The organism is Ensifer sp. LBL, assembly GCF_050435225.1.
GTDB lineage: Bacteria > Pseudomonadota > Alphaproteobacteria > Rhizobiales > Rhizobiaceae > Ensifer.
In genome coordinates this window covers 86385-112813 of record NZ_JBNDJY010000010.1, presented here as the reverse complement: position 1 = coordinate 112813, position 26429 = coordinate 86385, and the positions used below count along the sequence as shown (strand labels likewise).

Genomic DNA, 26429 nt, shown 5'->3' with positions numbered 1-26429 from the left:
GGGAGTCGAGCTAGGCAGGAATGTCGATAAGATGCCGAAAATTCATGGTCGTGCTCAGAGTTGAGCCCGAAAAGAAGAGGCTCATCGTGACGCTAAGTCGTCACGGCACATGCATCCACCAAGAGGCAGTTCACTTGGGCATAAAAAATGTCCTCATAAAGAGGTGCTGCCCCATTCGACAAAGCTCGATGAACTGTATACTAAAATCGGGTCCGAGATGTGCTTTTTTGTTGAGTTCGCGGCATGATTCACGAGAGCTCTCGGCGCAAATGGCTATTGTTTGTGGGAAATCCGGCGGTCTTCAACTGGCGCCGTTAGAAGGATCTTGAATGCGTTTTCTTGGAACAAGCGTATCGCTGGTAGACCTGTCGGATCTAAGGACGCACTCTTGCCTGGTGGAAAGGACGTCGCCTGGCATTTCCTTTTTTGGGCTGTGAACTAGATGGACATTTTCCTGAAGAAAAGAAAAGCCAACCGCGGAGTCGCGTCACGAGTTGGCAACGCAATCGAGCGCGAGGCTGCTCGAATATTTGATAGCTCGTGGTATTTGGCCACATACCCGGACGTCGAAGGTTCGCATTTGGCTCCGTATCTTCACTACACCAAGTTTGGTTGGCGTGAAGGGCGTCAGCCAAATCCTCTGTTTGACGGACAATGGTATCTGGCCGCTAATCCCGACGTAAGAGATGCCGGGCTGGAACCGCTGGCACATTACGTCACGACAGGTTGGCGCGAGCACCGTCGACCCCACCCGCTCTTCGACGCGCAATGGTATCTCGCACATAATCACGACGTCGAGGAGGCAGGATTAGAGCCGCTGGCGCACTACTTGCAGTTTGGATGGCGTGAAGGGCGTCAACCAAATCCCCTGTTTGACGGACAGTGGTATCTGGCCGCTAATCCCGACGTAAGAGATGCCGGGCTGGAACCGCTGATGCACTACGCCGGTGAAGGCTGGCGCGAAGGTCGCCGGCCTCATCCGCTGTTTGACGCCGGTTGGTATTTTAGGGAAAATCCAGACGTTGCGCGCACTGGCGGAAATGCGCTGATTCATTATATCGAGTTTGGTTCGAGTGAAGGGAGGACCCCGCATCCCCTTTTTGACCGTAATTGGTACCTCGCCGCTAACCCCGACGTGAGCGTTGCGGGGATTGATCCACTGGCTCACTATCTCAAATTCGGGTGGCGTGAGGGACGTTCACCGCATCCGTTGTTTGACATTGAGTGGTATCTAGCGTCGAATCAAGATGTTGCTCAAGCCGGTCGTGAACCGCTGTCCCATTATACTGAATTGGGCTGGCAAGAGGGACGCGAACCACACCGCGTTTTTTTAGGTCGCCAATATCTCACAAAAAATCCGGATGTCGCAAACTCGGGTCGAGAGCCACTTTCCCACTATGTGGAGTTCGGTTGGCGAGAAGGACGCTCGCCACATCCCCTGTTTGATCTAGCTTGGTATCTTTCAGCGAATTCCGATCTTCGGATCGCCAACGTGGACCCCTTGTCCCATTACTTGCGCATGGGATGGACTGAGGGACGCAAGCCAAACCCCTATTTCGTACCTCACTGGTACAGATCGGAGTACCCCGCAGGAAACGTTGAGCCACTCTCTCATTACGCCTCAGTTGGTGAGGCGAATGACTACAAACCGTGCCCATATTTTGATCCTCGATGGTACCGTGAAAACTACAAAGACGTGGCTGTAGGGGCGCTCGAGCATTTTGTTGGGCAGGGGGCCTTGGAGCGTCGTCGGCCGAACGCGGCGTTTGACTCGGATTGGTATACGACAGAGTATCAACTCCCGTATGAAGTATCCCCGCTTCAGCATTTTATGGAGATTGGGGAGGTGTCAAACTTGCGTCCCAATCGCGTCTTCGACACGAGATGGTATAAAAGAGAGTTCGCCGCAGAACTAGCCAATACCGGATGTGCTCCATTCGAACACTACCTGTTGTATGGACGTATCAAGGGTGCTTACAGATCAGAGTTGGAAAAACTCGCCGGTCGCGAGCGAAGCGGAGGGGCGGATTATAGCCCACTTAATCCTATTACTCTGATCGAGGCAGCGGTAGAGAATATTGTGTCCCTCTACTTCGGCAGCGAGCCGTACATCATCTTCTTGTCAGTCGTTGATCCATTCACCTCTCCTTCAGGCGACGGATATGTGCAGCGTCTGCGCTCTATCGACTCCCGTTTCAAGGACTGGAACCGGCTGTATGTTTGCCAAAGTGGACAAGGCGATGGAGATAGCTTCGTAAAGCATGAAGAGGGTGTATTCGCCGTCTACTTGTCAGATAATTTTGCCGGGGAATTAGTGGAAGGTCTATCGAAAAGGGCGGCGGCTGTCTATGCGCATACGATCTTCCCGCTCCACGACGCCAATGCGTTTAAAGCGTTCTGCAGTTGCAACAAGCGGATTGTAGACTTGCATGGCGTAGTACCCGAAGAGTTAGAACTTCAAGGTGACCCGAGGAGAGCAACACAGGCCCATGAACTCGAGCGGGAGGTTCTTCTAATAGCAACAGACGTTGTTTGCGTCACGCACTCAATGAAGGATTGGATAGTAGCAAAGTATCCTATGCTTCAAGATACCGTTCTTTTGGTCGTGCCTATCATCATAGATTTCCCGCACCTTATGACTGTAAATGAAAGGGCGAACATACGTGATCGGCTAATTTATGCTGGCGGCGTCCAAGAGTGGCAGTGTCTGCCTTTGACAGTGGCTCACGCCGTCTCAATCGATCTTAGTGTAACGATTGTGACACAAGATATTGAGGCTGTGCAAAGTATGTTGCTGAAATATCCTGAACCCGAACGGGAGAATATTTCGGTAAAAAGCGCTGGAGGTATAAACGAGGTTTGGAAAGAGTATCTGAAAGCTGACTTCGGCTATGCGTTGCGAACGAACTCCGTCGTCAATCGCGTTTCATGTCCGACGAAGATCGTCGAGTACTGCGCAGCCGGGGTTATACCGATACTTCACTATGAAGATATCGGCGACTTTAGACGTTTAGGACTTGGCTATGTCACTCGCGAATCTCTTTCTAAAAGTCTTACGCAACAAGAGCGCATGGCGATGATGGAAAATAACCTGAAGGTATTTCATCAAATGCGCGCACAGCACTTTGAGGGGATTAGGCTCCTTATCTCTAACATAGTTGGGTCTTTTCATTGAAATCGGGATGCCGCGGACATGGTAGTCCCCCCGGCAATTAACGGACTTCAAAAGTAGATTTTTCTCGATATGATCGAAGAGATTTTGATGAAGACGAGAAGATTCAGCGAACCGCAAATCCTTGCAATCCTACGCTAGGCGGAGGGCGGCGTTCCCGTGCCTGATTTACGCCGGGAGCACGGGATGAGCACGGCGTCGTTTTATAAATGGCGAGCCAAATACGGCGGCATGGACGCGTCGATGATCAGCCAGATGAAGGCTCTTGAAGACGAAAACCGTTGGCTGAAGAAAATGTAATGCTAAGATGAGCATGCGGGCGGAACTGCTCAAAGAGGCTCTTGGAAAAAAGTGACGCGGCCATGTCAACGCCGGGAGATGGCCGGGAAAGCGGTGGCGTTACGCGGGGTGAGCATTGCACTCGCCTGCCGCACCTTTGGTGTCAGCGAAACATGCTATTGTTACAGTGCCAAGCTGAACGAGGAGAAAGAGCAGATCGCCGATCTCCTGATCGTGTTGACGCGGGCGAAGAAGAGCTGGGGCTTCGGCCTTTGCTTTCTCTACCAGCGCAATGTCCGGGGGCATCGCTGGAACCATAAGCGGGTATACCGCATCTATCGCGAGCTGGAACTGATACGGCCAGAGCATCCGGCTTCTCGCGCCTCAGCCGCTTGCGGGGTTTGATCCTGAAGTTACCGGAGAAACCAAACCTGGTCTGGTTATGGACTTCATGGCGCATCGTCTTGAGGATGGCTGCGGATTTCGGATTAACGGGACAGCGATTCCGGTAAATCCCGGACAGTCGTGGAATGCACCCCTCAACTGAGACATATTAAGTAGCGGACAATTTCTCGAATACAGGAACTGGAGATGGCAGGCAATTCCGCCTGTTGAACGTTCTGGATGCGTTTTCCGAGGATGCCGGACGGCTATTCCAATCTTCAGCGAGGCGCTCGACATCGTGCCGGCGGTTGTCCGGGTGAAACGGACGCTCCGGCCGCGCTATGCCTGCCAGGCCTGCGAAAGCGTCATCGTGCAAGCGCCCGTGCCGGCGCGTGTGATGGACGGGGGCATGGTGACCACGGCCTTCGCTGCCCATGTCGCCGTTTCGAAGTTTGCCTGGCATTTGCCGCTGCATCGCTAGGCCCAGATGCTTGGTAAGCGCGTAGGGACCCCCACGTATCATTTGGTCCGCTGATCGGGGATTTTCTGCATGAATCATGCGGAGAATCCTATGAGCGACAGTGTGAATCAGCCGCGAACATTCGAGGTTTTGACGGCGGCGCCGGTGGGGGCGCGACGCAAGCCGCGCGACTGGCCGGACGAAGAGAAGGAGCGCCTGATCGCCGAGACGTTGTTGCCTTGCGCCAATGTCTCGGCAAGCGCGCGTGCTGAGGGATTGGATCCTTCGCAGCTTTACGGATGGCGGCGCAAGGCACTGTTATCAGGCTTGGTTGCGCCCCTGACGGAAGCCGCGAAGGAGGAGGTCAAGTTCGCGCGCGTTGAGTCGGTGGCAAGCTCTACGGTGGAAATCGTCATCGGTGATGTCGTGGTGCGCGTCGCCGGCGATATCGAGTCGGATCACCTGGCGAAGATACTGCGGGCGGTCCGCAAGGCATGATCGCGTCCGGCGTCGTCGTCTACGTGTCGTGCCAGCCGGTCGACTTCCGCAAAGGTGCGGCATCCTTGATGGCTCTGGTCAGAGATGGCGGTCTCGACCCGTTCAACGGAGCGCTTTATGTGTTCCGGTCGAAGCGGGCGGACCGTGTTCGCATCGTCTGGTGGGATGGCAGCGGCGTCTGCCTCTAATCGAAAACGCTCGAGGAGCAGAGCTTTTGCTGGCCGGGCATATCGGCCGCCCGGATACGTCTGGACCATTCGCAATTAATGGCGCTTCTGGCCGGTCTGGATTGGAAGAAGATCCAGCCAACCAAGGTCAGGCGGCCGCTGCTGACGGGCTGATCAGGACTGCGGCAAGATGAATCATGCTGCTGTAATGATTGGGAAAGCGGCTGTTCTTGTGCTCTATTTGACCTCATGGATTTGCCCCTTAGCGACCTGCCGGACGACGTTGATGCGCTGAAAGCGATGGTCCTCGAGCTGGCGCGCGAACAGGCTGCGAAGGAGGCCCGGCTGAAGGCGGCCGAGGCTGAGATCGCGCGGTTGGAGGCGGTTGAGAAGAGCGCCAACGAGCGGATTGCCAACCTGACCTTGATCATGAAGGTTTTGCAGCGCACGCAAAATGGCAAGCGTTCTGAGCGGCTCCGCCTCGGGGTCAACGACGAGCAGGTCTCCTTTGCTTTCGAAGAGGTCGAAACCGGCCTATCGGCAATCCGCAGCGAACTCGACCGCGCGGCCAAAGACAAGCCGAAGCGAGCACCGCGTCCGCGCAAGGGTTTTGTCGCCCATCTCGAACGCATCGAGGAGGTCATCGAGCCGGAAATTCCGGCCGGGTGCGAGGGGCTGGTAAAGGTTCTGATCGGTGAGGACCGCTGCGAACGTCTGGACGTCGTGCCGCCGAAGTTCAGGATTATCGTGACGCGCCGTCCCAAATGCGCTTTCCGGGGCAGCGATGATGTGGTCCAGGCCCTGGCGCCGGCACACATCATCGAAGGCGGCCTGCCGACGGAACGGCTGCTCGCTTATATCGCCGTTTCCAAATACGCCGATGGTCTTCCTCTTTATCGGCAGGAAGCGATCTATCTGCGTGGCGGCGTCGAGATCAGCCGATCGCTGATGGCCCAACGGATGGGGCATCTCGGCTTCGAACTGCAGATGCTGGCCGATTATATCCTGGAGAGGGTCAAGGAGGGCGAAAGGATCTTTGCCGGCGAGACGACCCTGCCCACTCTTGCGCCCGGTTCGGGCAAAACCACCAAGGCCTGGCTTTGGGCCTATGCGCGCGACGATCGCCCCTATGGTGGGACCAGTCCGCCGATGGTGGCCTATCGTTTTGAAGACAGCAGAGGCGCGGATTGCGTGACGCGTCATCTCGCCGGATTCAGCGGTATCCTGCAAGTGGATGGCTACTCGGCCTATACCAATCTCGCCAAGACGCGGGCGAAAACCGGCAGCAACGAAACGATCCAGCTTGCAGGATGTTGGACACATCTACGGCGCAAGTTTTACGATCTGCACATTAGCGGTGTCTCTCAGGCCGCCACAGACACTGTCCTGGCAATGACCGAGCTCTGGCGCATCGAAGATGAGGTTCGCGGCAAGGATGCCGACAGCCGCTCCACGCTTTGCCCGGGAAAGTTTGCAGCCATTGTCGCCAGTCTCTTCGGTCTTTGGGAAAAAGAGCTCGGCAAGGTCTCCGGGAAGTCCAAGACCGCTGAGGCGATCCGCTACGCGCTCATCCGGCGCGAGGCGCTGGAGCGCTTTTTAGCGGACGGTCGCATCGAGATCGACTCCAACATTGTCGAACGCGCGATCAGGCCCCAGACAATTACGAGGAAGAATAGTCTATTCGCCGGAAGCGAGGGCGGTGGACGAACCTGGGCGACGGTGGCCACCGTCTTGCAGACCGCCAAAATGAACAACGTCGATCCGCTCGACTGGCTCTCGCAGACCTAGACCCGCATTGCTCAAGGCTGGCCAGCATCCGAAATCGAAGCCCTCATGCCCTGGAACTTCAGGTCAGACGCTGTCAGCTAACCGCTTACGATGCTTGCCTCCTGCGGCGTGATCATCGATCGCGGCACGCTCGGCGCCTGGGTGACGCGAGTTGCGTGGTGGCTCGAGCTCCTCTACGACGCTCTCCACCCTCATCCAGGCCGCCAAGATGAACGAAGTCGATCCACTGGCGTGGTTGACGCAGACGCTCGAGCGCATCGCGGCCGGTTGGCCGGCGAGCGATATCGACGCATTGATGCCCTGGAACTTCAAGAAATAACGGTCTCACATTCACATCACCGCTTACGGTAGACTCCTTCATGCCTGCCTTCATCGATGGCTTCTCCAAGACTCCAGGCATCATCAGCAATGAAAAGCTGGGGTGTTCGTCGTTCGTCGCGCTCACACAATGGATGGCCCAGGAGCGATATTGACGCGCTCATGCCGTGGCACTACGCCGCCTGACCGGCCCCAGCTTGTGGCTTACGGTGGAACTCGTTATGGCAGACGATATGAAACGCGGTCTATATTATCGGCCTCTCGACCAAGCGAAAATGCCTTCGCCGGACGCTCACAAATAAACAGCCCTGGAACCAAGAGAAGCGACGGCCTCACGTCACCGCTAGCGGTGGTCAGTGCAAAGCCAAGCCGAACGCACCGAGAATGCGATCTCGCCGATCCATAGGCTGGCGCAATTGCAGATGGCGCAATGCATGGGTAAGCTAGACGCTGTGAACCAACTCTATATCCTGCTATCTTTGATGCTCGCGAATAGTAGACACCCGATTCCCCATACGACCAATAGGCCCAAGAATACAACAAAAGTGTCCAGCACGGGCCTGGGTAAAAGCGCGCTTTCAGGTAAAAGCGGGGGGACCACAACGACAACGTACAATTGTTGCGCAATAATCCGTCTGCGAGCTTGTTCATAGTCCGAGCGCGCAAGCATGTAGATCTTCTCTGAAAACTCCTCTTGAAGCTTAAGGAGCTGATAATCTTTCAATTGCGAAGAAAGCGTGTCGCTAGACATTCCCGTCAATTTTTCTGAAAACTGTTGGATCTGGTCATCTATGACTTTTATTTTTGTCTCAAGGTATTTATCTCCTGGGCGCTCGTTTAACCCAGAAAGACTGCCTACGTCAATTTGAGCTTGCAGTTGTATTTTTTTCAGCGAAAGCTCAGTCACCGCGGACGTCATCTGCTTGACGGTCATCACCGGATCAATGCTGCCAGACTTCTGTTGAAAATTGAGGAGCGCCGTTCGGACGCCGGCAAGATCGGATGCCGATCGGGTGACCTCTTGGCGAGCGCGAAGTAAAGCGTCATTCTTTGTACGGTCCGAAATGCGGTTGATCAGCTTCTCGCTGTTTTCAACAAGTTTGAGAGCAAGATTGTAAGTATCGTCGTTGCTATATGCCCGAACGCGCATCGTAAGAATATTGGATACCGTATCTATAGACACCGTAATGTGTTCTCTCCAGTATTCCCAAATCTCTTCCTTATCTGCACCTGTCCCCAACCGTGAAAACCAATCGATGTCGCCGCGAGAAAAATACTCGCTCACGATGGGTTTCCCACCGAGATCTTCAATTACAATTCTACTCTTCAAATAATCAGAGATGATCTGAGTGTCTTGCCCAGACGAGAGTGACGATCCCAAATCAAGCTTTTTGAGGAACGAACTTGCCAAGGATGACGAGGCTTCCCCGGACGATGCTTCCTGCGATTTTCTGACCGTAAGCTTTACTTCGGTAACGTAAACGTTGGATGCTAGAGAAATGTAGTAAAAGAGTACCGCAGCGGTCGGTATGAGGACTACGAACAAAAACGATCGGAGCACCCCTCCAATACCGCCGGACCGCGTTGTGGAAGGGTTGCCCGATCCCGCGCTTGAGGCAATGTGGTTCTCACCGTTTCGCCGTTCTAGTACTTTGACGAACCTTGTCGTCGTCGCAGCAACTGCCGCACTTATTCCCGATGGGGGTTTGATGCCGTTCAACGTTGCAATTTTGTGTGAAATTTCACGCGGAAGTAATCTAAACATCGGCGTTCTCGGCGTTTTTCCATGCTTCCTTTGCGAACGAATAAAGCGCGACGTCTTCATCTAGTAGATCTAAGACCAGCCCCATTGTCGACAGACGTTTACCAAGTTCCAAAGCGGCCTGGAGTTCGTCTAAAGTTTGCGAGGGGGGGATAATGTTTCCTAGTCGCGCATTGACCATACCGGCAAACTGTTCGAATTGCTCTCTCGACCCAACAATGGAAAATTGAGCTAAATTGTCGAGCGCTACGCTGACATTGCGTCGCTGTATGTCTTCCTCCGGCAGGGAACCATAAAGCCTAGTCATAGGTGATCGAAAAACCTTTCGAATGGATGGCGACATCGTTCGAAAAGCCATGAGCAGCGATTTGTCGTCGGAGAAGTCGACTGCCGCTATTTTTGGAAGGACCTCTGAGTAACTGGAAAGCGCCGCATGGCTGCTAAGCGGGCTTTTCCCCGGATTCTTTGCTAAATGCCATAAGAATAGGAGCTTCTCGGCCAGTTCGTCAAATGGATCTCGGAGCAATGCGCACGAGACGAAATCTTGCTCTAGTGCAAGTGCCCCATAACGCATCCAGTTCAGGCTACCACTCACAAAAATTGAGTTGGAAAATCTGAGCGACAAAATTCCACTTAGTGTTTCGAGTGAGAGTCTTTCCGAAAGGGGATAGCTCATAGCGAAACGGTGCGACAACGCACGCATCAACTTCATTTGAGGAAGGAGACTTGAATCCGCGATTAAGAGTTTACCATCCTTGTGTTTTTCCGGATTAAAGCGCCGATAGATCGTAATTCCGCTGTCTGCCTCAACAACGCTTACATCTTCCAGCCGGCCAAGTTCGGGCACTGTAAAGCTATCAATGTGAAAACCAGCGAGACCTGTGCTATGCATTCCCAGATCACGTAGGTCAGTTCGCAGTACATTGGCTTTGAATTGTATGTCCTCTCGTGAAGCGACCTTAATGACCAACTCTGGGGTCTCTCCTGGATTGTCCGGTATAAGCCAGCCAGAGATCACCGAGCCATTATCAATATCGATGAAAAATTGCATAAAATTTCACCGAATTATGCCGTATGGTCGCGGGCTAACATTGCCGCACCAATGACCATAGCCCACAACACTGCCGTCGCAAGCGCGATTGTAATGACCATCAGGAACCGTCTGGGGTATAGCGCCTCCTGAGGTAACGATGGTTGCACGTGGGTAAGAATGTAGGATCGTTGCCGCTCCAATGTCATACGCGCTACCTCGAACACAGCCACGGATTTCTGGTATTCGGCCTGAGATACTTTCAGGTCGGTCTCGGCTTCGGCTAAACCCGCACCTCTGGAGGCAATGCTCGATTCGGTTGTTGAACCAGCAATCGATTGTTCGTACTTTTGAATCTGTTGGCCAATTGCGGTCGCCTGATTTCTAAGCGTCCCGAGCTGAGGAGCCCTCCCGGAGTCGCTGTCCTCGAGTGCGCTTATCTGAACATCTAATTTCGCTTTTTCGAGTCTCAGTTTTGTGAGTATCTCAGTATTAGCTGCTGCCGCTGAATTGACGTCGAGGATGCCGGTCGAGTCTCTCATTTCCTTGAGTTTCGATATGGAATCACTCAGACGACGCTTGGTCGTCTGTACTTCGGCTTCCGCCTCGCGCAGTGCATTCTCCTCCGTCCTTCGCGTTAGGCTGTTTACCATATGTTCTGCAACTCTTAGTATCTCTTTAGTAAGATTAAGACTATCAGTCGCATTGAATGCTCTGACTCTCAAAGTAGTCAATCCTGAGCTTCTTTCCACGGAAATGTCGACCTGCCCCTTCCAGTACTTAACAAGGTCTTCTGATGTCGGGTTCGCCTCAAGGCTGGCGATTGGGTCCCACCGCTCTGTCGTAAACAACTTAATCAGATTAAACGATTTGCCGAGCTGGCTGATGATTGCGCCACTTTTTACGTATTCAGCTATTATCGCTGCATCTGTAGCTTGGCCACCTCCCAGTAGAGCAGATAGACCGGCCATCGGACTCGAGCCAGATGTATCTGCAGAGCGGATCGAAAAGCGTGCTTCTGATACATATTGATCAGATGCAAAAAACGAATAGTACATTGCAGAAAGTGTTGTTGGAATGACGAACAACATTACAAGGGAACCGACAGCAAACAGCCTAAACAGTCGATCGCCTTTACGCGCTCTAAAGCCTCCGCCACCACTTACAATCGGTCGGGGTGTCCGTGCCTTCCTCGCTGCCTTTCGAAATTCAACTGATATAGCCTTTGCCCGACGAAGACCTTCATTGACGGCTAGGCGCCGTTCTTCTTCGACGGCAATATCTTGCATCATCTTAAACCTACTGGTTGAGTTTGTTGTACAACTCTATGGCGTCATCGACGTTCGAAAATTCATATGCAACGCCGTGCGCCAAGACGATAGCTCTGCTACAGTAATCGCGTATTGTTTCCATGGAATGAGAGACCATTATAACGTCGGATCTGGCTCGCCTTCGTGAGAACTCCTCATGGCATCTCGCCTGGAACCTCGCATCACCGACTGCGGTGACCTCGTCGATAAGGTAGCATTCAAAGTCGATGGCCATAGAAAGTCCAAAAGCAAGCCGTTGCGCCATCCCAGAGGAGTACGTGCTATAGGGTTCGTCGATATATGCACCAATTTCGGCAAAGTCTTCGACAAAGTCCGTTGCCGCCTTTGGGTCATGACCGTAAATCCTTGCGACGAAACCAATGTTTTCTCGCCCTGTCATTGCGGGATGTAGGCCCCCTGAGAAGCCGAGTGGCCACGAGATCCGTGCTGAACGCGTTATTCGACCGGAGTTAGGTAGCTCTGTTCCCGCAAGCATTCGCATGGTCGTGGACTTCCCGGCCCCGTTGATTCCTAATATTCCATACGATGTTCCGGATCGGAACGTCAGATTCACATGGTCCAGAATGACTTTCGCGCTACCGCGAATCCGGTAGTATTTGAAGACGTCGTCCAGCTGAATCATGGCGCTAACAACTTGCCTCTCAGGAAACGCTCTCCAAGTAAGCCTAAGAAGAAAGATACGGTCGCGACGGACAGGAGGTACGTTCGAGACAATGCATCGTCACCATAACCTTCATAGTAAGCTGACCTTAGCCATTCGACGCAGTGAAACAGGGGATTGAACCACATCAACTCTCGAGCGTCGGCCGTAAGGGCGGAAGGGACGGCAAAAACTCCCGCGGTCATATAAAGGATGATCATAATCATAACAAACGTGATGTTCCACATCCGAAATATTGAGGCAAGGACCACGTTGAGGAAGCCGAAGGAAAGCGATAGGTATATCGTAGCGAGTAGGCCCGACGCCAGGGTGACCTTATCAATTGGGGTCACATCCACAGATATCAGTGTGAGTGCTGCGTATGCTAAGATCACGACCACAAAAGCGGTCAAGAACTCAATCACAGCCCTCGAAACGATAACATCAAATGGCCGTACCACTGGAAAGAGGAATAGCGGACGGTTAACGTCTAGTGCCATCCCCATCATTCTAGCTGGATAAAGGCAAACTATATAAGGTAGTACCCCTGTCGATACAAACACGGCGGGATCGCCCCCAATCGGTGCGACTTTGTTCACGAATGCCATAATGGTCACAAGCACGGTTAGGTGTACAAACGGCCAAGCGATTGCGAGCAAGTAGCCAATATGAGAGCGCCCGAAGCGCGTTCTCATATCTCGTAGTATCAGTGCGCCGATAACGTTCATCCGCGATTGAATGCTGGTTGAAGGCATTGTACGAGCACCCAGCTGCTTTGCATGCATTTGCATCTCAGTATTTTCGGCTGGTGCGTGGTGGAAATGCAAGCGAGTAATCTTCGTACGCCAGCGTCAAGTTGTTTGAGTACCATGGGTCGTTAACGAGCCTTTCGCCCCATCGCTTGTGCATGTAGTTAACCTCCTTACGAAACCTCTGCACCTTCTCCGGCGTATTGTCTTTACCCCTGGTGAGGCTTTCATGGTGAACGAGCGTCGAAAATGGCGTGAAAACATTGCGGTAGCCAGCCTCGATGGCTCTAAGGCAAAGGTCAACGTCGTTAAATGCTACTGCTAAATTAGCCTCGTCGAGGCCGCCCACTTCTTCAAAAACTTTCTTTGTCATTACCATGCACGCGCCGGTGACGGCGGATACGTTCCGATGCAGGCGTAAGTTTGAGAAATACCCTGGGTGATTGCTTTTGTAGTATTTATATGGATGCCCCGCGACTCCGCCGATGCCTGTAACGACTCCAGCGTGTTGGATTCTGCCCTCCGGGTACAGGAGTTTAGGTCCAACGCAACCGACGCCGTCTTGCAACGCGATTGATACGAGTTCCTCAAGCCAGTCCGGAGATAGGACTTCAATGTCATTGTTGAGCAAGCATAATACGTCACCGGCCGCGATTTTAGCTGCATCATTGTTCAGTTTTGAGTAATTGAAGTCGCCCGGTTGGTTGAGTACGGTTGCCGCGCCATTACCTGACAAATAGTTCAAGTATGAAATTGCTTCTGTCGATGTGGATCCGTTGTCAACCAATATAATCTCATACCTATCGTACGTCGTATTGTGGAGGATTGAGTTTATACATTTCTTTAGAACGTCAATATTATCTCGTGTTGGGATAATTATGCTTACTAGAGGTCGGTGCGTCGGCAACCTGTGCCGCGTTCGATAATATGGGACATCGTCAAGCACCACCACCTGCGCATCCAAATTTAATCGCGAGATGTGAGCTTGAAGCGCGCGTTGGCCAGCAACAACCGCGTAGGCCTTGTTTTGGATGGAGTGGGCCGTTGAGCCGTTGGTTGCGCGCCAATGGTAAAGCACAAACGGAATGTGTATAATGTCGCGATCGGCTATACTTTCAACGATACGCAGATTCAGATCGTAATCCTGACTGCCGTCGAACTCCTTTCGCCACTTACCTACCCGGTAGATGTTGGCTGCTCTGTGTACGGTAAAGTGGTTTAAATAGTTCTGTGCCCTCAGCAGTTCGAGCGAGAAGTCTGGCTTAAAGTACGGCTGAAAGCGATTACCGCGTTCGCCGATCTTGTCTTCGTCCGTATATATCACTTGGACGCTCGGGTGCGCGCGTATGGTGCGGGACACTACGGCGAGTGCACTTTGGTGCAAGACATCGTCCTGATCCAGTAACCCAATCCATTCTCCAGTCGCGAGATCAAATGCCGTATTTGTTGCCTCGCTAATGTTTCCATTCTCGGACCGGAATGCGGTTTTTATGCGAGCGTCCGCCGACGCTAGCTCGGAAATCGCCTCTCGTACGCTGTGCGAACTGGAGCAGTCATCAACAATGCAGAGTTCCCAATTTCCATACGTTTGCTTGCGTACGCTGACAATTGCCGCCCTCAATTCCTTGAGGTCAGGGTTGAAGACGGGCATAAGTATCGAAAATAAAGGCGCATTTGAGGGGTGTTCAATTGAAGCTAAGTCCGGCTCTGTATCATACAATTTAAGCCAGTTTGAATATCGACCTCTTCGCCTTCGCAAGGCCCTGAAAAACAACTCTTTGTAAACACTGCAGTACTCGAGAAATTTCGTTAGGCAATTGCGATACATCTGAGCCATCATACATCTTACTTAGTTCTCCAGTGCGACGCTGGCGATCCCACCGGTTCGATTGCCATTGGGGTAGCGTGAAACGCGACCGGCTTCGGGGAGTTAGCGCTGTATAGCCTGGGTCACCGTTCCATTCAATGTCAGCTTGAGTTGAAGCAGAGCGACCCATCTGTAATGGCGCCATTGGGAGCGTCGTGAGTGAGTGGCGCAACGAAGTGCCGCGGCGTGCCATCTCGCTGCCGCACCAGCTTCCCGCTGGCTGTGTAGGAGGGCTGAGGCTCGAGGAGCTCAGTTGTAGCGGAACAGTAGTGTCCTGAACCCTCCTTGATTTGCTCATTGTAGCCGGTTTCGAGGCGCGCCTCGGAAAACCGGGGCGCGCTGTCACCGATACTCCGTCCGATGGCCGGGAGAGGGATTTCTGATCAAGATCCTGGAATGCCGGTGTCGTCGATCGCCGAGCAAGCTGGCATCGACCGTAAGACTGTTCGCAGATATACAAAGCGTGGCCAGGAGGCTCGCTCCTATGACCCACAGTGAGACCCGGTGGCTACGCAGCGGTGTAAGATTTCCTGATCGACGGGCAGCTAACGGCCAGACAACGATTTGAAGTCCGGTTTGATGCTCCGTCCAGGCACAGGTCGATTTCGCTGCGATCCATGTCCTTTCACGGGCGAGCCGATACCGCCGGGGACCGACTAGCTGCTCTCTATGGCGCTAAGAATAGCCACGTATCTGGGCACGTTTTGTTGTGCCCAGAACCTGCCGCTGTGCTTTGATACTAGCTGGTCGCTTTTGAAGCGATCGTCGGCACACCGAGGGGATACTCGACGATTGGATGAAGACGGCACTGATTCGCGAACGTCGGGAGTAAGATATCGTCTACAAAGCTCGTTCGCTCCAAAGCCCCGATCACGCCGCGAGCCTACTCGCCACGATGGAAGCCCGGAGGACGATCACCAAAAAATGTCACACATTGATGCCGCCTACGTCGGCATCTAGGGAGTGCGCTCCGCATTTAGAGTACGCCTTTACGCAAAGACGCGATCAGGGACGCACTCCCAGCTTTCGAGGAAACTTGAGCGGCGTTGATAGCTCTCCCATATTTCCTCTCGGAAAGGCGCCGACGGACTGAAGCGTGAACCGATCGCGCTGATTTTTATGCCGAGTGTCGCCCGGCCCCGGTCGCGGTTGGATATCGCGCCCCGAACCCAAGCAATTGACACCCCCGCCCATGCTCCCCTAGCATCCCTCTTGCCGAGGGGCGCGCAGTGACTGCGCTGAGATGGCGGTGAGCCAGACCCTTGAACCTGATCCGGATCATACCGGCGTAGGAACGGCGAGGGCCCTTCTGCTCACCAGCCGTCTTTGCGCTTGTCGACCGGATCTCCGTCCATTTCCGGGAGGTCGCTTTGCTCGTGTCTGTCCTTGACTCAAACCGAAAAGGCTCAGGCCTCAAGCAGGTGGGGCTATGACCGCGATCGCCGTCACCATCGCAGGCTCGGATTCCGGCGGCGGCGCCGGCATCCAGGCGGATCTGAAGACGTTCTCTGCGCTCGGCGTTTATGGCGCAAGCGTGATCACTGCGGTCACGGCGCAGAATACCCGTGGGGTTTCTGCGGTTGAAGATATCTCCCCGACTGTCGTTGCGGCCCAGGTCGACGCGGTGTTTTCGGATCTCGCCGTTGGAGCGGTGAAAATAGGCATGGTCTCGCGGCGCGAGACGATCGCGGTGATCGCGGCTGGTCTGAAGCGCTACGACCGGCTGGCTGTCATCGACCCGGTGATGGTGGCAACCTCCGGCGATCATTTGATGCAGCCGGACGCGATCGCGACGCTCAAGGAGGAGTTGCTGCCGCTGGCGCTCATTCTGACACCGAACCTGCCCGAGGCGGCGCTGTTGACCGGAGGCCCAATCGCCGAAACCGAAGCGGAGGTCGCGCGTCAGGCAGAGATGCTTCTGAAGCTCGGTGCGCGTTCGGTGCTGATGAAGGGCGGACATGCCAAGGGCAAGGACGCGATCGATATTTTCTATAGCGGGGAGGATGTCCTCAACCTGTCGCGGCCGCGGATCGAAACCAGGAATGATCATGGCACCGGGTGCACACTCTCGGCAGCAATCGCCGCGGGGCTTGCCAAGGGTATGCCGATTGACGATGCGGTTGTGGCAGCCAAAGCCTATTTGCATGACGCGCTGGTGGCGGCCGATGGCCTGACCATCGGCCAGGGGCATGGGCCGGTGCATCACTTTCATCATTGGTGGGGCAACGACAAAGAGTCGGGCGCCGAGGCTTCGAACGTAGCCGAAGCCCAGGGCGCTCTTGGTCGTGCTTGGCGATCTGGCTGAGCAGTGTGGGCTCCGGGCCTATCTCAGGCGACTGCGGCACTCGGCGCAGCCGGTTGCTCGCCCTTGAGCATTTTGCGGTAGAGCGCGACATGCTCCCGCGCGCAATCGACATGGCTCGTCGGTCGCCGCAGCGTTGCCCGCAGATTGTCCCACGCCCGCGGCGCGCCCAACACGTCGATCAGGCGGTCGGCCAGATCCTGGGCGCTGCCGGCGCGGAAGTGATAGCCGTCCAGCCGGTCGCGAACCTTCTCGGCCATGCCGCCGATGTCGGAGCAAATGATCGGCCGGCCGTGATGAAGCGCTTCCTGGATGACGACGGGCGAATTTTCCCACCAGACGGAGGGCATCACCACCCAGTCGACCGAGCGCATCAGTCGCGGCATGTCCTGGTTCTGGTAGGCGCCGTAGAAGCGGACGCGGCGACCGGCGTCCTCGATCAGTTTCGCCACTTTCTCCTGATAGTCCTTCGGCTGACGCTCGAGGTTGCCGCCGAAGATCATCAGCGAGGAATCATCGCCCCAGATGTCGTCGGGCACCCGTGATACGGCGTCGATCAACACGTGAACGCCCTTGAACGGCGTCATCTGTCCGAAATAGGCGAAGCGATTGCGCCGGGCCGTCGGCGACGGCAGTTCACGGGCCGGCGCCTTGTCGCCCATGACGATGCCGTTCTCGATGACGAAGATCTTTGCGGCTTCGAGCCCCCACTCGACATAGCGATTGGCGAGAAAGGCACTCGGCGCGATAAAGGCATCGGCGAGATTGAGCATGCCGCGCACGAACTGTTCGCGGCGAACGAAGCGCGACACCGGGATTTCGGGGAAGCACGTGTGACAACTGATCGGTGAGGCGCCGTTGCAAAGCTGGCCCGAAAGGCGTTTCACCATTTGCCCGTGATTGTGGCAGATCGGCAGATACTCGTGGAACGTCACGACGATGCGCGCATTGGGCAGGGCATCACGAACGGCGTAGAGCGCTTCCAGGCCGAAGCCGAGGATATGATGGAAGTGAACGACATCAGGCTTGATGTCGCCGACGAAGCGCAAGAGGTCGCGGCGGATCGCTTCCGTATCGCCGTTCGACAGGAAGAAGTGGTCGAAGTCTTCGGCGTGGTAGAGCACTTCGTCCATGGCGAGACGCAGGCTCATCAGCGCGGAGGCGCCATGGCGCGGAACCGGATTGCCGACGCGGGCGAGGTAGATCGATTCCACACCCGACAGGCCATTCAGCGCCTTGTGAAGACCATGCGAAGCGATTTCCGCACCTCCGAGCGAGTGGGTCGGGTGGCCATGGGAAACCACAAGTACGCGGAGTTTTTCGCTCATGCGTCAGTCTCCTCAAAGAATGTTTGGGCGGTTTCGGAGGCGGGCATCCATCGGGCGCGGAAGAGCGTCCGGTCGACACGCTCCACGAACCGGGCGGTGGCGGCAGAGCCCGCTGCGGGCACCTCGTCCGATCCGACCATCTGCAGGGAAGGAAGCCAGTAGGCTTCGTAGCCCTTTCCGCTGAGGCGAAGGGCGAGATCGAGGCCCTTCAGCGCTGCGCCGAGATAGGTCGGCGACAGTCCTGCGTCCTCCATCAGCGCTTCGCGCGGCAGGATGCAGCAATCGAGCGATGCGGATGCAACCTTCGTCAGCTTCAGACGATTGACGGCGCCGACGGGATAGCCGGCGTATCGGCTCGATTGCAGGTGGTCGGGACGATCGAGCGACGTGCTGCCGGCCCAGCGGATCGAGTGATCCTCGTAGGCAAGGGTCGGCGAGATGATGCTTCCCGTCTTTGCTTCGTAGGCGGCAACGAGTGCCCGGTACCACCCGGCATTGGCTGGCGTCAGCGACGCGGAAAGCAGAACGACCGCGTCGCCGTTCACGCTTTCGGCGGCCGCTTGCGCCAGGTCGCATGCATCGCCGGCTCCCTCGACGGAGACGAGCCGCAGCGGCAAGCGATAGAATTCCACGAGTTGACGGATGTGGACTGCGTGCCGTCGGAACTGCTCGGCCTGGAGCACGAGCGCGATCGGCACGCGACGCGTTTGGGGATCAAGTGCGAGCAGCCCCAAAAGCGGTGCGAAATCCGTCTCGGTTTCTCCGGCGACAAGAAGGATGGCGGTACCCTCGGTCTGGTCGAAGGGCCCGATGTCGACGGTGGTTTCCACAGTTGGTGCACTGCTCCGCGCCGCCGTCAGGAACGGGACGATCTGCCGGTCGATGATATCGGGCAGGGCCCAGCTTGTCGGATCGATCGAGCCAAGCAGCCGTAGGGCGGCGGCGCGTGCGGGCAGCCGCACCGGGAAAAGTGGCATATAGGCGCGGCGGGCATCGCGAAGGGTGAGTTCAAGGTGAACTGGTCCGTCCGCCTCGTCACCAAGCGCCTCGACCTGAGCGATAAAGCCATGGGATCGGCGGTAACCGAAAATCGCGCTGTTGAATTCCGGGCGATCGACGAAGGCCTCCTCCACGTCGGACCGATCGGTTCGGGTCCAGCTTGTGTCCAGCCGTGTTCCGCCACCCTGTCGGCAAAGCCGGACGCTTTCCACGTGGCCTTCCGCGTCCAAAAGCCAGCCCGAAATCAGGAAGGCACCATCCTCACGCTGGTAGAGGGCATCCACGCCAAGGCGGACAGGAACCGGAAGGCTTGAGATCGTTTCGGTGCCATCATATCCGCTCGCGGCATCGCGCAGGCGAAGCATGACTTGCGGCGAGCTCTGGCTCTGCAGCAGCATCGCGCGGATATGGCCGGGCGTCTCGAGCGGACCGGTCACGACCCGGCGTTCGTGGAGCCCGGCATACCGCCAGGCGCCACGGCCGCGATAGAATATGCCCTTGATGTCGCGCGCTCGGGGCAGGTCGTTTGCGGACAGGAGGCCGACAAAGCCAGCCGCACCGTCAGGCGCGTCGTTGCGCTGGAAAATGGCGACGTTGCAATCGGCCAGAAAGGCGTCGTCGCTCTTGACGATCGCCCGGCAGACGCCGGCGGGCAGGTCGTGCGCCCATCCTTTCAGGGCGATGCTGCCGTCATGCCCCTCGCCAAGGAGCTCGATGTACCCGTCGCTCGCAGCTCCCGTCTTGAGAAGGGGCGTGATGGCTGCGAGCCGTTGATCGGCATGTGGCGGCTTGATCAGCACGTCGACCAGGCGACCGAGCACGTGTACCAGCTGCGGACCGGCAAAATCCTTCAGCATCGCGGTCACTTCAACGATCGAAGCGGCGCGTGGCGCAACCATGTAGCGTTTGCCGTTACCGGCCGTGCCGAAGCGCAGGGTCGTCGGCAGACGATCAGAGCCTTCGAGCGGTAACAACGCGGCAAAGCCATGCGTGGTGGAAGACTGAGGTGCCGCCAGCCGCCAGCCGACGACCGACGCCGTCACCTGGTTTGACGCATCTTCGTTGATCTCGACCGACAACTGATCGGCCATCGGACCACCGGTGCCGACGACGAGCAACAGTGTTTCGTCGATCGGGCAGGCGATGATGCGACCACTGCGCGCGATGCGGCCAAGCGGAGCAGGGCTTGCGGAAAGGCTAAGTTCCGTACTGGGCATGAGATGCGCCTCAGGTCCGAAGGAAGACGGAAAGGATCGCGCCTGCCGCAAAGCCTGCAAGGACAAAGAGAAGCAGAAACGCCGGCTTCAGGTCGCCGTTCGAGCGCTGCTTCAGTGCGTTGAGGCTCTTTTCCATGCCGGCGATCACACCGTCCATCCGCATCAAGTGGACGTCTAGATCGGTCAGGCGTTGGGTGATCTCGCCGCGGAGGTTCGCGACATCGTCGCTGATCGCCGCAAGCCCAGGGCTCTCGGCTTCATCGCCGTCGTCAACTCTCGACCGCTGCGCGGAACGTTGCGAGACCTGCAGTTGACGCTGTGCCGCCATCAACACGTCGAGCTTGTCGAGCACCTTTGCAAGCGGCGCCGCAATCAGCGCCTCAGCGGCCTGTTCATCGGGTTTGGGAACACGAAGCGGCAGTTCGCCGCCTTTGCCGGTCGCCGCAAGCACGACGAGTTCACTGCTGCGCGCGCTCGCCATCTCAGGCAACGCGATTTCAAACGCGTGGTTGCCGTCGCCAATCCCGTTGCGCTTGAGATCGGGCCGGTTGCGGTCGGCGAGCGCCTCGGCGATCACCTTGCCGTCGAGAAGCACGCGAATGGCAAGCCGCTTCTCCGGGGTTTCCGGGTCGAAGGCCCACCCAAAGACGCGGCCCTGGTCGATCGCGTCCACGCGGCCCTTCAGCGGCTTTGCATTGTTCTGCTCCGGTGCGACGTCCGGTTTGTCGGCTGCTACAGACATGGTCTTCCCTCTAGGCGGCGACGGTTTCTCGGGGCTCGATCGCGTCGATGAGCGTGAGATAGCGCCGGGCCGTGGTATCGATATCGTTGGGCTTGCAGGCATTGGCCGAAAGGCGGCGCCGAAGGTCAGGGCTTTCCGCCATGCGACGCATGGCGGCGGCCAACGCACGCGGATCGTTCGGCGAAACGGTGATGCCGTTGACGCCGTCCCGCACCATTTCGGCCATGCCGCCGATATTGCTGGCGATCACCGGTTTGCGCTGGGACTGTGCCTCGCCAATGACGAGCGGCGCGTTCTCCCACCAGATCGAAGGCACGATGGTGCAATCGACCGCCGCAATGAGGTCGCCGATGTCTTCGCGCCTGTAGGCGCCGCGCTGCTGAACGGAGGGCGCCGTCTTCTTGAAGAGCCGGGCGATCTCGTCCTTGAAACTGTCGGCCTGGAAGGGGGCGCCCCCGTGCACCCGCAGCTCAAAACGCAGGCCCTCGTCGATCAGCTGCCGCGCAGCCTCGAGAAGCACGGACGTGCCTTTCCACGGATTGAGATTGCCGAAATAGCCGAAGACCGGCCGATCGTTCTCCGGCTGGCCCTTGCGCGACGGCGCGTCTCGCGGCGGCAGACCGTTGGCAATCACGTCGATCTGCTCGCCGTTAAGACCCCAGTCGATGAAACGCTGCCTCAAGAACTGGCTCGGCGAGATGAAGCGATCGACGGTTCTGAGCAACGCCTTCAGATGCTGTTCGCGCAGGACGAAGCGGTCGAGCGGAATATCCTTGAAGCAGCTATGGCAACGGTCGGGGCTGGACTTGTGACAAAGCTCCTTGCCGCTCGTGCGCACCATCAAGCCGTCGTGGTGGCAGAGCGGATAGTAGTCGTGCAGCGTCATCACGATCCGGCAGTCGGGCAGGGTGCGGCGGACGATGTGGGGAAACTCAGCGCCAAGCAGCAGCAAATGGTGGATATGAACCACATCCGGCCGGAAATCGCGCAAAAGCTCGGTAAGGTCGGGCACGACTCCATAGAGGTCGATCTGGCTCATGAAGAAGCGATCGAAATGGCCGGACCACAACAGCACCTCGTCGCCTTCGGGGCCGATCGCCTGAAAGCTCGTGCCGGGCCGCACCTGGCGGTGGGTCTGGTTGGTGGCGCCGAGGAAGAGCGCCTCGTGACCAGCCCGCTGATAGGCGCGGAAAAGGTCGTGCGCGAAAATCTCCGTGCCGCCGGGGTGGAGTGCGGGATGATTGTGCGCGGCGACCAGAATGCGCTTCTTCATCCGCTGACACTCCGGCGTTCGGCGACGAAGACATCCTGGTAGTGTCCGGCACTTTGGCCGCGCCAGTGACCGAGCGATTTCAGGACCGTCGTGAAGCCTGCCCGCTCCAGCGCCCGATCGAGGAAGCCGTCGTCGAAACCGACGGCGGCAAGCGGCGGCAGGCCGGGAACGAACCAGCAGGGGCCGTCGCCGCTGCGAACGAAGGCAAGACGGGGATCCCGCCGGCCGTGTTCGTCCTTTGCAGCGATGCTGTCGACCACGAAGGCGGTAACGAAGAGGCGTCCGCCGGGTTTCAGCATCCGGTTGATCTCGCTGAAATAGACGAGCACCTCGTCCGGCGGCAGATGGGTGACGATCGACGTCATGATGGCGAAGTCGAACTGGCGATCCGGGTAAGGCAGCTTCAGCGCCTTGCCGTTGATCCTGCCTGACGGGTTGTAGAGTTCGTGGGCGATGTCGACATGCTGGAAAGTGAAGTTCGGATAGACCGGCGTGACGGATTGACGGCACCAGGTGACGCCGCCTTCCACCGGGTCGATACCGACATAGCGCCCGTGATCCGCATCGAGATACTGCGTCAGCGGAACGGCCATGCGGCCGATGCCGCTGCCGATGTCGAGCACGCTGCTTTTCGGTTGCAATCCGCCCATGCGGATGAAGTGGCCGAGAAACTCCGCGCCGACAGCCCGGTAGTTGCCATCTCCAACGAAGACGCTGTTTTGGTCCGGCTGCGGCAGGAAACGATTGGTAAGAACCGTCTGAAGCATGCCTTCGATACGGTCTTCGTTCTGTTGCCAGGCCGGCTGCAGGTTGTCTGCGTGGCGAAGTGCGGGCTGGTTCATGCGGCGCTCCTGGCGGCAGGCTTACGGGTGCTCGGCGGTGCCGCCTCTTCGGCGCCGAGGTAGGATGGCATCAGGGTGGTAATGTCTTGGTTCCAGCGCTCGGTATGCAGCCATGCATTGTACTGGCTGGCGACGCCGCGCGTGTAATCCTGGCTGCGGCTGATCGAGCGCCGCTCCAGATGATAGAGACAGGCTGCAGGCTCATAGACGATGTCGAAGCCGGCCTGGCGGATCTTGAGGCAGAGATCGCTGTCCTCGTAGTCGCCGATCACGAAGTCCTCGGCATAGCCGCCGACGAGGTCCCACACCTCCTTGCGCATCACCTGGCAGGCGCCGGTGACGCCGGGCACGCTGCGCATTTGCTGCGCCGGCGCATAGGCGCCCGGCATGCCTTTGTAGAAATGGTGATTGAGCCAGATGTCCTGCTTGTTGCGGGCAAAATAGAGGCCCGCATGCTGCAGCGAGCCGTCCTCGAACAGCAGCTTCGGGCCGATGGCGCCGATCGACTTTTCCTTCAGCACCGGCAGCGCAAGCTTTTCCAGCCAGCCGGCCCCACAGGGCACGACGTCCGAGTTGAGCATGACGATGACAGAACCGCGGGCAAAGCGTGCGCCGGCATTGCAGGCGCGCGCATAGCCGCCGTTGCGGTTCATCACCACGAGCTTCATCGAAAGCCCGTGAAGCAGATGGAAGCCGCCGAGCAGATGCTCCGTCTCGTCGTGGATCTCCGGCGAGTCGAGCACATAGATGATCTCGGCATTGGCCGCGACGAAGGGGTCGGTCGCCAGTCCCGACAGCTGGAAGCGCAGGAAGTCGAGCACGCGGTAGAGCGGAACGACGATCGAGATGAGCGGCGCGGCCATCATCGGGCCGAAGTCCTTGGTCTGATCGACCCTGATCGTCTTGCCCAGTCGCTGCTCCACGTCTCTCAGCGCCGGCGCAAGGATCGTGCGGAATGCCTGGTCGTTGGCGTGCTGAGGTGGAACGGCGCGCAGGATGCGGTTGCGTTGCGTTGCCGGATCGAAGGGTTGCGGTTTCGGCACCAGCGGCTTGACCGCGCCGGACGCCAGCCGCAACTGGAAGCGCGGCTGGAGAAGGGGGCCAAGCGGGTCGCGCATCGGCAGCCAGCTGACAAAACCGGTCACGTCGGTCTTGGAGCCGTCCTCGGCACCGCGGGCCCAGCCTGGAAATTCATACCAGTTGCCATCGAGCGGCAAGGCCGTGCCGTCTTCCTGGAGATAGTCGATGCCGGCAAGGACGCCGTTTGCGTCGCGTGTCCAGCCGCCGACGAGCAGGCCTTCCGACATGGCAAGGGCGAGGTCGATCTCAGCACCCGGATGGACTGCGGATTTACCCGCCTGCTTTGCTGGCAGGGCTGAGCGAAGCTGTAGGTCGATCGCAAGGGCCGTGCCGCTTTCCGGAACCTCGCTCAAGGACCGCACGATGAACTCGCGCAAGCCCGGCGCTGCGCCGTGCTCGAGCCACCATTGCTGGAGGTTGGGATAGCGGGAGCCGCGCGGCGAAAGCTCGCGCACGGCGATACCGCGCTTTCCCATGATGATGAGCGAGAGCGCCTGCGGCGCGCGCGGCGATTCAAGAACGAAATGGCAGCGGCGCTGGCCGCGATCGGTTCGGCCGGTCACGCCGAATTGCTGCGGCAGCGGCAAGATTGCCTCGGCGCCGAGCGCATAGATCGCGTTGATCTCGCCGAGTTCGGCATTGACGGTCGTCTCTGCCAGGTAGCGTCCATGCGCGAGCCGACAGGCGATCGTTGCAGGGCGCTGCCCAAGGTTCAGGGCGTGGATGACGTCATCGACGAGGCCGATAAAGAACTCGTCACGCGACAGGCGAAACGCGCTTCGCCAGACCGTGAGCAGATTGTTGAGAAACTTGAGACGACCTTCGGGCTGAAGATCGGAAAGCTGTGCCGCCAGATCGAGGAAGGGGAGCTTGGCGGTCGGTTCCAGAACCACCGTCTGCAGAACCTCGCCGTCCGCTGCGATTTCGGCGAGTTCGCGCTCGTTTCCGGGGCGCATCGCCCAGAAGATCCGCTGGCCCCCTTGGGTGCGCGGAAGCGCCATGCTGACGAGAGGTACGAGGGACCGTGACGCGGAAAGGGCGTATTTGGTCTTCGCCGAGAGTTCGGAAGGTGTGTCCCAGATCAACACAGCAACGTCGAGGCCGAGCCTGAATGCTGCGGCGCTTGTGAAGTCGAGGCCGAAGCTTCTGATACGGTCGTCTGCCGTCACGCGCTACTCCTGAAGGACGAAAAGGGAGGGCGCCCCACGGGAGGAAGTGGGGCGCACCAGTCAATCTCAATGGATCGTGAAGTAGTGGTTCGGGTTCGCCTGGATGTCGTCGGCGTCCGCATTGACGAGCGTCAGCGTATCGCCATGGCCGAAGTCGATGACCACGTTGCCACCAACCTGGGTGACGCGCGATGCCAGATCTTCCGGCGACGAAATGTCGAGGCCGTTGATGTCCTTCGAAATCTGCAGAAGGTCTTCGCCGGGCGTGAAGTCGAGGATGACGTCGTTGCCGCCACCACCGTCGAACACGAACACGTCGCTGCCCTCACCGCCGGTCATGACGTCGTCGCCCTGGCCGCCGTTGATGATGTCGTTGCCGGCACCACCGAACAGAATGTCGCTGCCACGGCCGCCCATCAGCAGGTCGCTACCGTCGCCGCCAATGAGAATGTCGTTGCCGTTGTCGCCGTAGAGCAGGTCGTTGCCCTGGCCGCCGAACAGGACATCGTTCCCGTTGTCGCCATGGAGAACATCGTCGCCCCAGCCGCCGAACAGGGTATCGCTGCCGTTACCGCCGAACAGCATGTCATCACCTTCGTCGCCGAAAATGGTGTCGTCGCCATTGCCTCCGTTCACGAAGTCATCGCCACCACGGGCATGGATGAAGTCGTCGAAGCGTGAGCCAAAAAGGGCGTCATCATACGCGCCGCCTTCCAACGTGGCCATATGCTACTCCTCTTAGTTGTTGCTTACGTCATCTTGGTTGTTGCTTGCGCTCATCCCCGGTCTCAAACCGGTGGCGAGCGCGGCGACATTGCACTGCAAAAAAACATATGGCAACAGCAAAAAAGAAATAAAAACAGCTGTACTGTATTATTATATGCTACCTACGATGTATATCTTGTGTCAGTTTGATGATTATCCCTGAGATCTAAGGGGAGATAGTTTTGTTATTACTTAGAAATAAATTCAAAATTAGAAACAAATTGCCGGCGAAATTGAATTTCGCCGGCGCAGGTGGTGTTGGAGCTC

The 26429-nt window shown here is 57.3% G+C and carries 16 protein-coding genes, 5 pseudogenes and 1 riboswitch; of the genes and pseudogenes, 8 read left to right on the top strand and 13 right to left on the bottom strand.

All coding sequences use genetic code 11. The features are described 5' to 3' along the window. The first annotated feature begins 442 nt into the window (after positions 1-442). The 7 genes and pseudogenes from OKW20_RS30025 to OKW20_RS29995 all read left to right on the top strand — a co-directional run. A complete protein-coding gene (locus OKW20_RS30025; RefSeq protein WP_429178134.1) occupies positions 443-3175 on the top strand; it encodes a hypothetical protein in 2733 nt (910 codons plus the stop codon). Positions 3176-3262: 87 nt separating this feature from the next. Continuing rightward, positions 3263-3941, top strand: a pseudogene (locus OKW20_RS30020) (transposase); the annotation flags it as partial. A 174-nt stretch (positions 3942-4115) separates the two neighbouring features. Next, positions 4116-4313, top strand: a pseudogene (locus tag OKW20_RS30015) (IS66 family transposase zinc-finger binding domain-containing protein); the annotation flags it as partial. 93 nt (positions 4314-4406) lie between these two features. Next, a complete protein-coding gene (locus OKW20_RS30010) occupies positions 4407-4793 on the top strand; it encodes a transposase (RefSeq protein ID WP_043626845.1) in 387 nt (128 codons plus the stop codon). After that, positions 4790-5134: pseudogene (gene tnpB, locus OKW20_RS30005) on the top strand (IS66 family insertion sequence element accessory protein TnpB). The gene OKW20_RS30010 and the pseudogene tnpB overlap by 4 nt, the downstream one beginning before the upstream one ends. Before the next feature lie 75 nt (positions 5135-5209). Further along, positions 5210-6829, top strand: a pseudogene (gene tnpC / locus OKW20_RS30000) (IS66 family transposase). A gap of 94 nt (positions 6830-6923) precedes the next feature. Next, positions 6924-7067, top strand: a pseudogene (locus OKW20_RS29995) (transposase domain-containing protein); the annotation flags it as partial. Between the two features lie 462 nt (positions 7068-7529). Here OKW20_RS29995 and OKW20_RS29990 read toward each other — a convergent pair. Genes OKW20_RS29990 through OKW20_RS29965 form a run of 6 tightly spaced genes read right to left on the bottom strand, consistent with a single transcriptional unit; the run spans position 7530 to position 14229 of the window. Then, positions 7530-8891, bottom strand: a complete 1362-nt coding sequence (locus OKW20_RS29990; RefSeq protein ID WP_429178132.1) for a hypothetical protein — start codon at positions 8889-8891, stop codon at positions 7530-7532. Beyond that, complete coding sequence (locus tag OKW20_RS29985) at positions 8824-9879, bottom strand: hypothetical protein (protein WP_429178130.1); 1056 nt, start codon at positions 9877-9879, stop codon at positions 8824-8826. The genes OKW20_RS29990 and OKW20_RS29985 overlap by 68 nt, the downstream gene beginning before the upstream one ends. A 14-nt stretch (positions 9880-9893) precedes the next feature. Next, positions 9894-11150, bottom strand: a complete 1257-nt coding sequence (locus tag OKW20_RS29980) for a hypothetical protein (protein WP_156134090.1) — start codon at positions 11148-11150, stop codon at positions 9894-9896. A 7-nt stretch (positions 11151-11157) separates the two neighbouring features. Continuing rightward, positions 11158-11811, bottom strand: coding sequence for an ABC transporter ATP-binding protein (locus OKW20_RS29975; protein WP_043617272.1), 654 nt, complete (start codon positions 11809-11811; stop codon positions 11158-11160). Beyond that, a complete protein-coding gene (locus OKW20_RS29970; RefSeq protein WP_197067136.1) occupies positions 11808-12614 on the bottom strand; it encodes an ABC transporter permease in 807 nt (268 codons plus the stop codon). Before OKW20_RS29970 ends, OKW20_RS29975 begins: the two co-directional genes overlap by 4 nt. 7 nt (positions 12615-12621) lie before the next feature. After that, positions 12622-14229: a glycosyltransferase family 2 protein gene (locus tag OKW20_RS29965; RefSeq protein ID WP_052201804.1), complete on the bottom strand. Its 1608-nt coding sequence runs from the start codon at positions 14227-14229 to the stop codon at positions 12622-12624. A 1424-nt stretch (positions 14230-15653) separates the two neighbouring features. Then, positions 15654-15757, top strand: a riboswitch (TPP riboswitch). A gap of 117 nt (positions 15758-15874) precedes the next feature. On the opposite strand from OKW20_RS29965, the gene thiD reads away from it, so the two are divergent. Further along, on the top strand, positions 15875-16750 hold the full coding sequence (gene thiD / locus OKW20_RS29960; protein WP_429178125.1) for a bifunctional hydroxymethylpyrimidine kinase/phosphomethylpyrimidine kinase: 876 nt from the start codon (positions 15875-15877) through the stop codon (positions 16748-16750). Between the two features lie 23 nt (positions 16751-16773). Here the strand turns inward: thiD and OKW20_RS29955 are convergent, their stop codons facing one another. The 7 genes from OKW20_RS29955 to OKW20_RS29925 form a co-directional block, all read right to left on the bottom strand. Further along, positions 16774-18075: a glycosyltransferase family 4 protein gene (locus tag OKW20_RS29955; RefSeq protein WP_429178123.1), complete on the bottom strand. Its 1302-nt coding sequence runs from the start codon at positions 18073-18075 to the stop codon at positions 16774-16776. Further along, positions 18072-20291: a hypothetical protein gene (locus tag OKW20_RS29950; RefSeq protein ID WP_429178121.1), complete on the bottom strand. Its 2220-nt coding sequence runs from the start codon at positions 20289-20291 to the stop codon at positions 18072-18074. The genes OKW20_RS29955 and OKW20_RS29950 overlap by 4 nt, the downstream gene beginning before the upstream one ends. Before the next feature lie 10 nt (positions 20292-20301). Next, complete coding sequence (locus OKW20_RS29945) at positions 20302-21033, bottom strand: hypothetical protein (RefSeq protein WP_429178119.1); 732 nt, start codon at positions 21031-21033, stop codon at positions 20302-20304. Positions 21034-21043: 10 nt separating this feature from the next. Next, positions 21044-22306 (bottom strand): glycosyltransferase family 4 protein, encoded by a 1263-nt coding sequence (locus OKW20_RS29940; protein ID WP_429178117.1) that lies wholly within the window; start codon positions 22304-22306, stop codon positions 21044-21046. Continuing rightward, positions 22303-23148, bottom strand: coding sequence for a class I SAM-dependent methyltransferase (locus OKW20_RS29935; protein WP_429178115.1), 846 nt, complete (start codon positions 23146-23148; stop codon positions 22303-22305). Before OKW20_RS29935 ends, OKW20_RS29940 begins: the two co-directional genes overlap by 4 nt. After that, positions 23145-25397, bottom strand: coding sequence for a glycosyltransferase family 2 protein (locus OKW20_RS29930; RefSeq protein ID WP_429178113.1), 2253 nt, complete (start codon positions 25395-25397; stop codon positions 23145-23147). Before OKW20_RS29930 ends, OKW20_RS29935 begins: the two co-directional genes overlap by 4 nt. 66 nt (positions 25398-25463) lie before the next feature. After that, on the bottom strand, positions 25464-26123 hold the full coding sequence (locus tag OKW20_RS29925; RefSeq protein WP_402322968.1) for a calcium-binding protein: 660 nt from the start codon (positions 26121-26123) through the stop codon (positions 25464-25466). Between the last annotated feature and the right edge of the window lie 306 nt (positions 26124-26429).

What these genes read in the sequence shown, in the direction of transcription:
- OKW20_RS30025 (WP_429178134.1), top strand. Translation starts at nt 443, where the DNA reads ATGGACATTTTCCTGAAGAAAAGAAAAGCCAACCGCGGAGTCGCGTCA.
- OKW20_RS30010 (WP_043626845.1), top strand. Translation starts at nt 4,407, where the DNA reads ATGAGCGACAGTGTGAATCAGCCGCGAACATTCGAGGTTTTGACGGCG.
- OKW20_RS29990 (WP_429178132.1), bottom strand. Translation starts at nt 8,891, where the DNA reads ATGAAGACGTCGCGCTTTATTCGTTCGCAAAGGAAGCATGGAAAAACG.
- OKW20_RS29985 (WP_429178130.1), bottom strand. Translation starts at nt 9,879, where the DNA reads ATGCAATTTTTCATCGATATTGATAATGGCTCGGTGATCTCTGGCTGG.
- OKW20_RS29980 (WP_156134090.1), bottom strand. Translation starts at nt 11,150, where the DNA reads ATGATGCAAGATATTGCCGTCGAAGAAGAACGGCGCCTAGCCGTCAAT.
- OKW20_RS29975 (WP_043617272.1), bottom strand. Translation starts at nt 11,811, where the DNA reads ATGATTCAGCTGGACGACGTCTTCAAATACTACCGGATTCGCGGTAGC.
- OKW20_RS29970 (WP_197067136.1), bottom strand. Translation starts at nt 12,614, where the DNA reads ATGCATGCAAAGCAGCTGGGTGCTCGTACAATGCCTTCAACCAGCATT.
- OKW20_RS29965 (WP_052201804.1), bottom strand. Translation starts at nt 14,229, where the DNA reads ATGCCCGTCTTCAACCCTGACCTCAAGGAATTGAGGGCGGCAATTGTC.
- thiD (WP_429178125.1), top strand. Translation starts at nt 15,875, where the DNA reads ATGACCGCGATCGCCGTCACCATCGCAGGCTCGGATTCCGGCGGCGGC.
- OKW20_RS29955 (WP_429178123.1), bottom strand. Translation starts at nt 18,075, where the DNA reads ATGAGCGAAAAACTCCGCGTACTTGTGGTTTCCCATGGCCACCCGACC.
- OKW20_RS29950 (WP_429178121.1), bottom strand. Translation starts at nt 20,291, where the DNA reads ATGCCCAGTACGGAACTTAGCCTTTCCGCAAGCCCTGCTCCGCTTGGC.
- OKW20_RS29945 (WP_429178119.1), bottom strand. Translation starts at nt 21,033, where the DNA reads ATGTCTGTAGCAGCCGACAAACCGGACGTCGCACCGGAGCAGAACAAT.
- OKW20_RS29940 (WP_429178117.1), bottom strand. Translation starts at nt 22,306, where the DNA reads ATGAAGAAGCGCATTCTGGTCGCCGCGCACAATCATCCCGCACTCCAC.
- OKW20_RS29935 (WP_429178115.1), bottom strand. Translation starts at nt 23,148, where the DNA reads ATGAACCAGCCCGCACTTCGCCACGCAGACAACCTGCAGCCGGCCTGG.
- OKW20_RS29925 (WP_402322968.1), bottom strand. Translation starts at nt 26,123, where the DNA reads ATGGCCACGTTGGAAGGCGGCGCGTATGATGACGCCCTTTTTGGCTCA.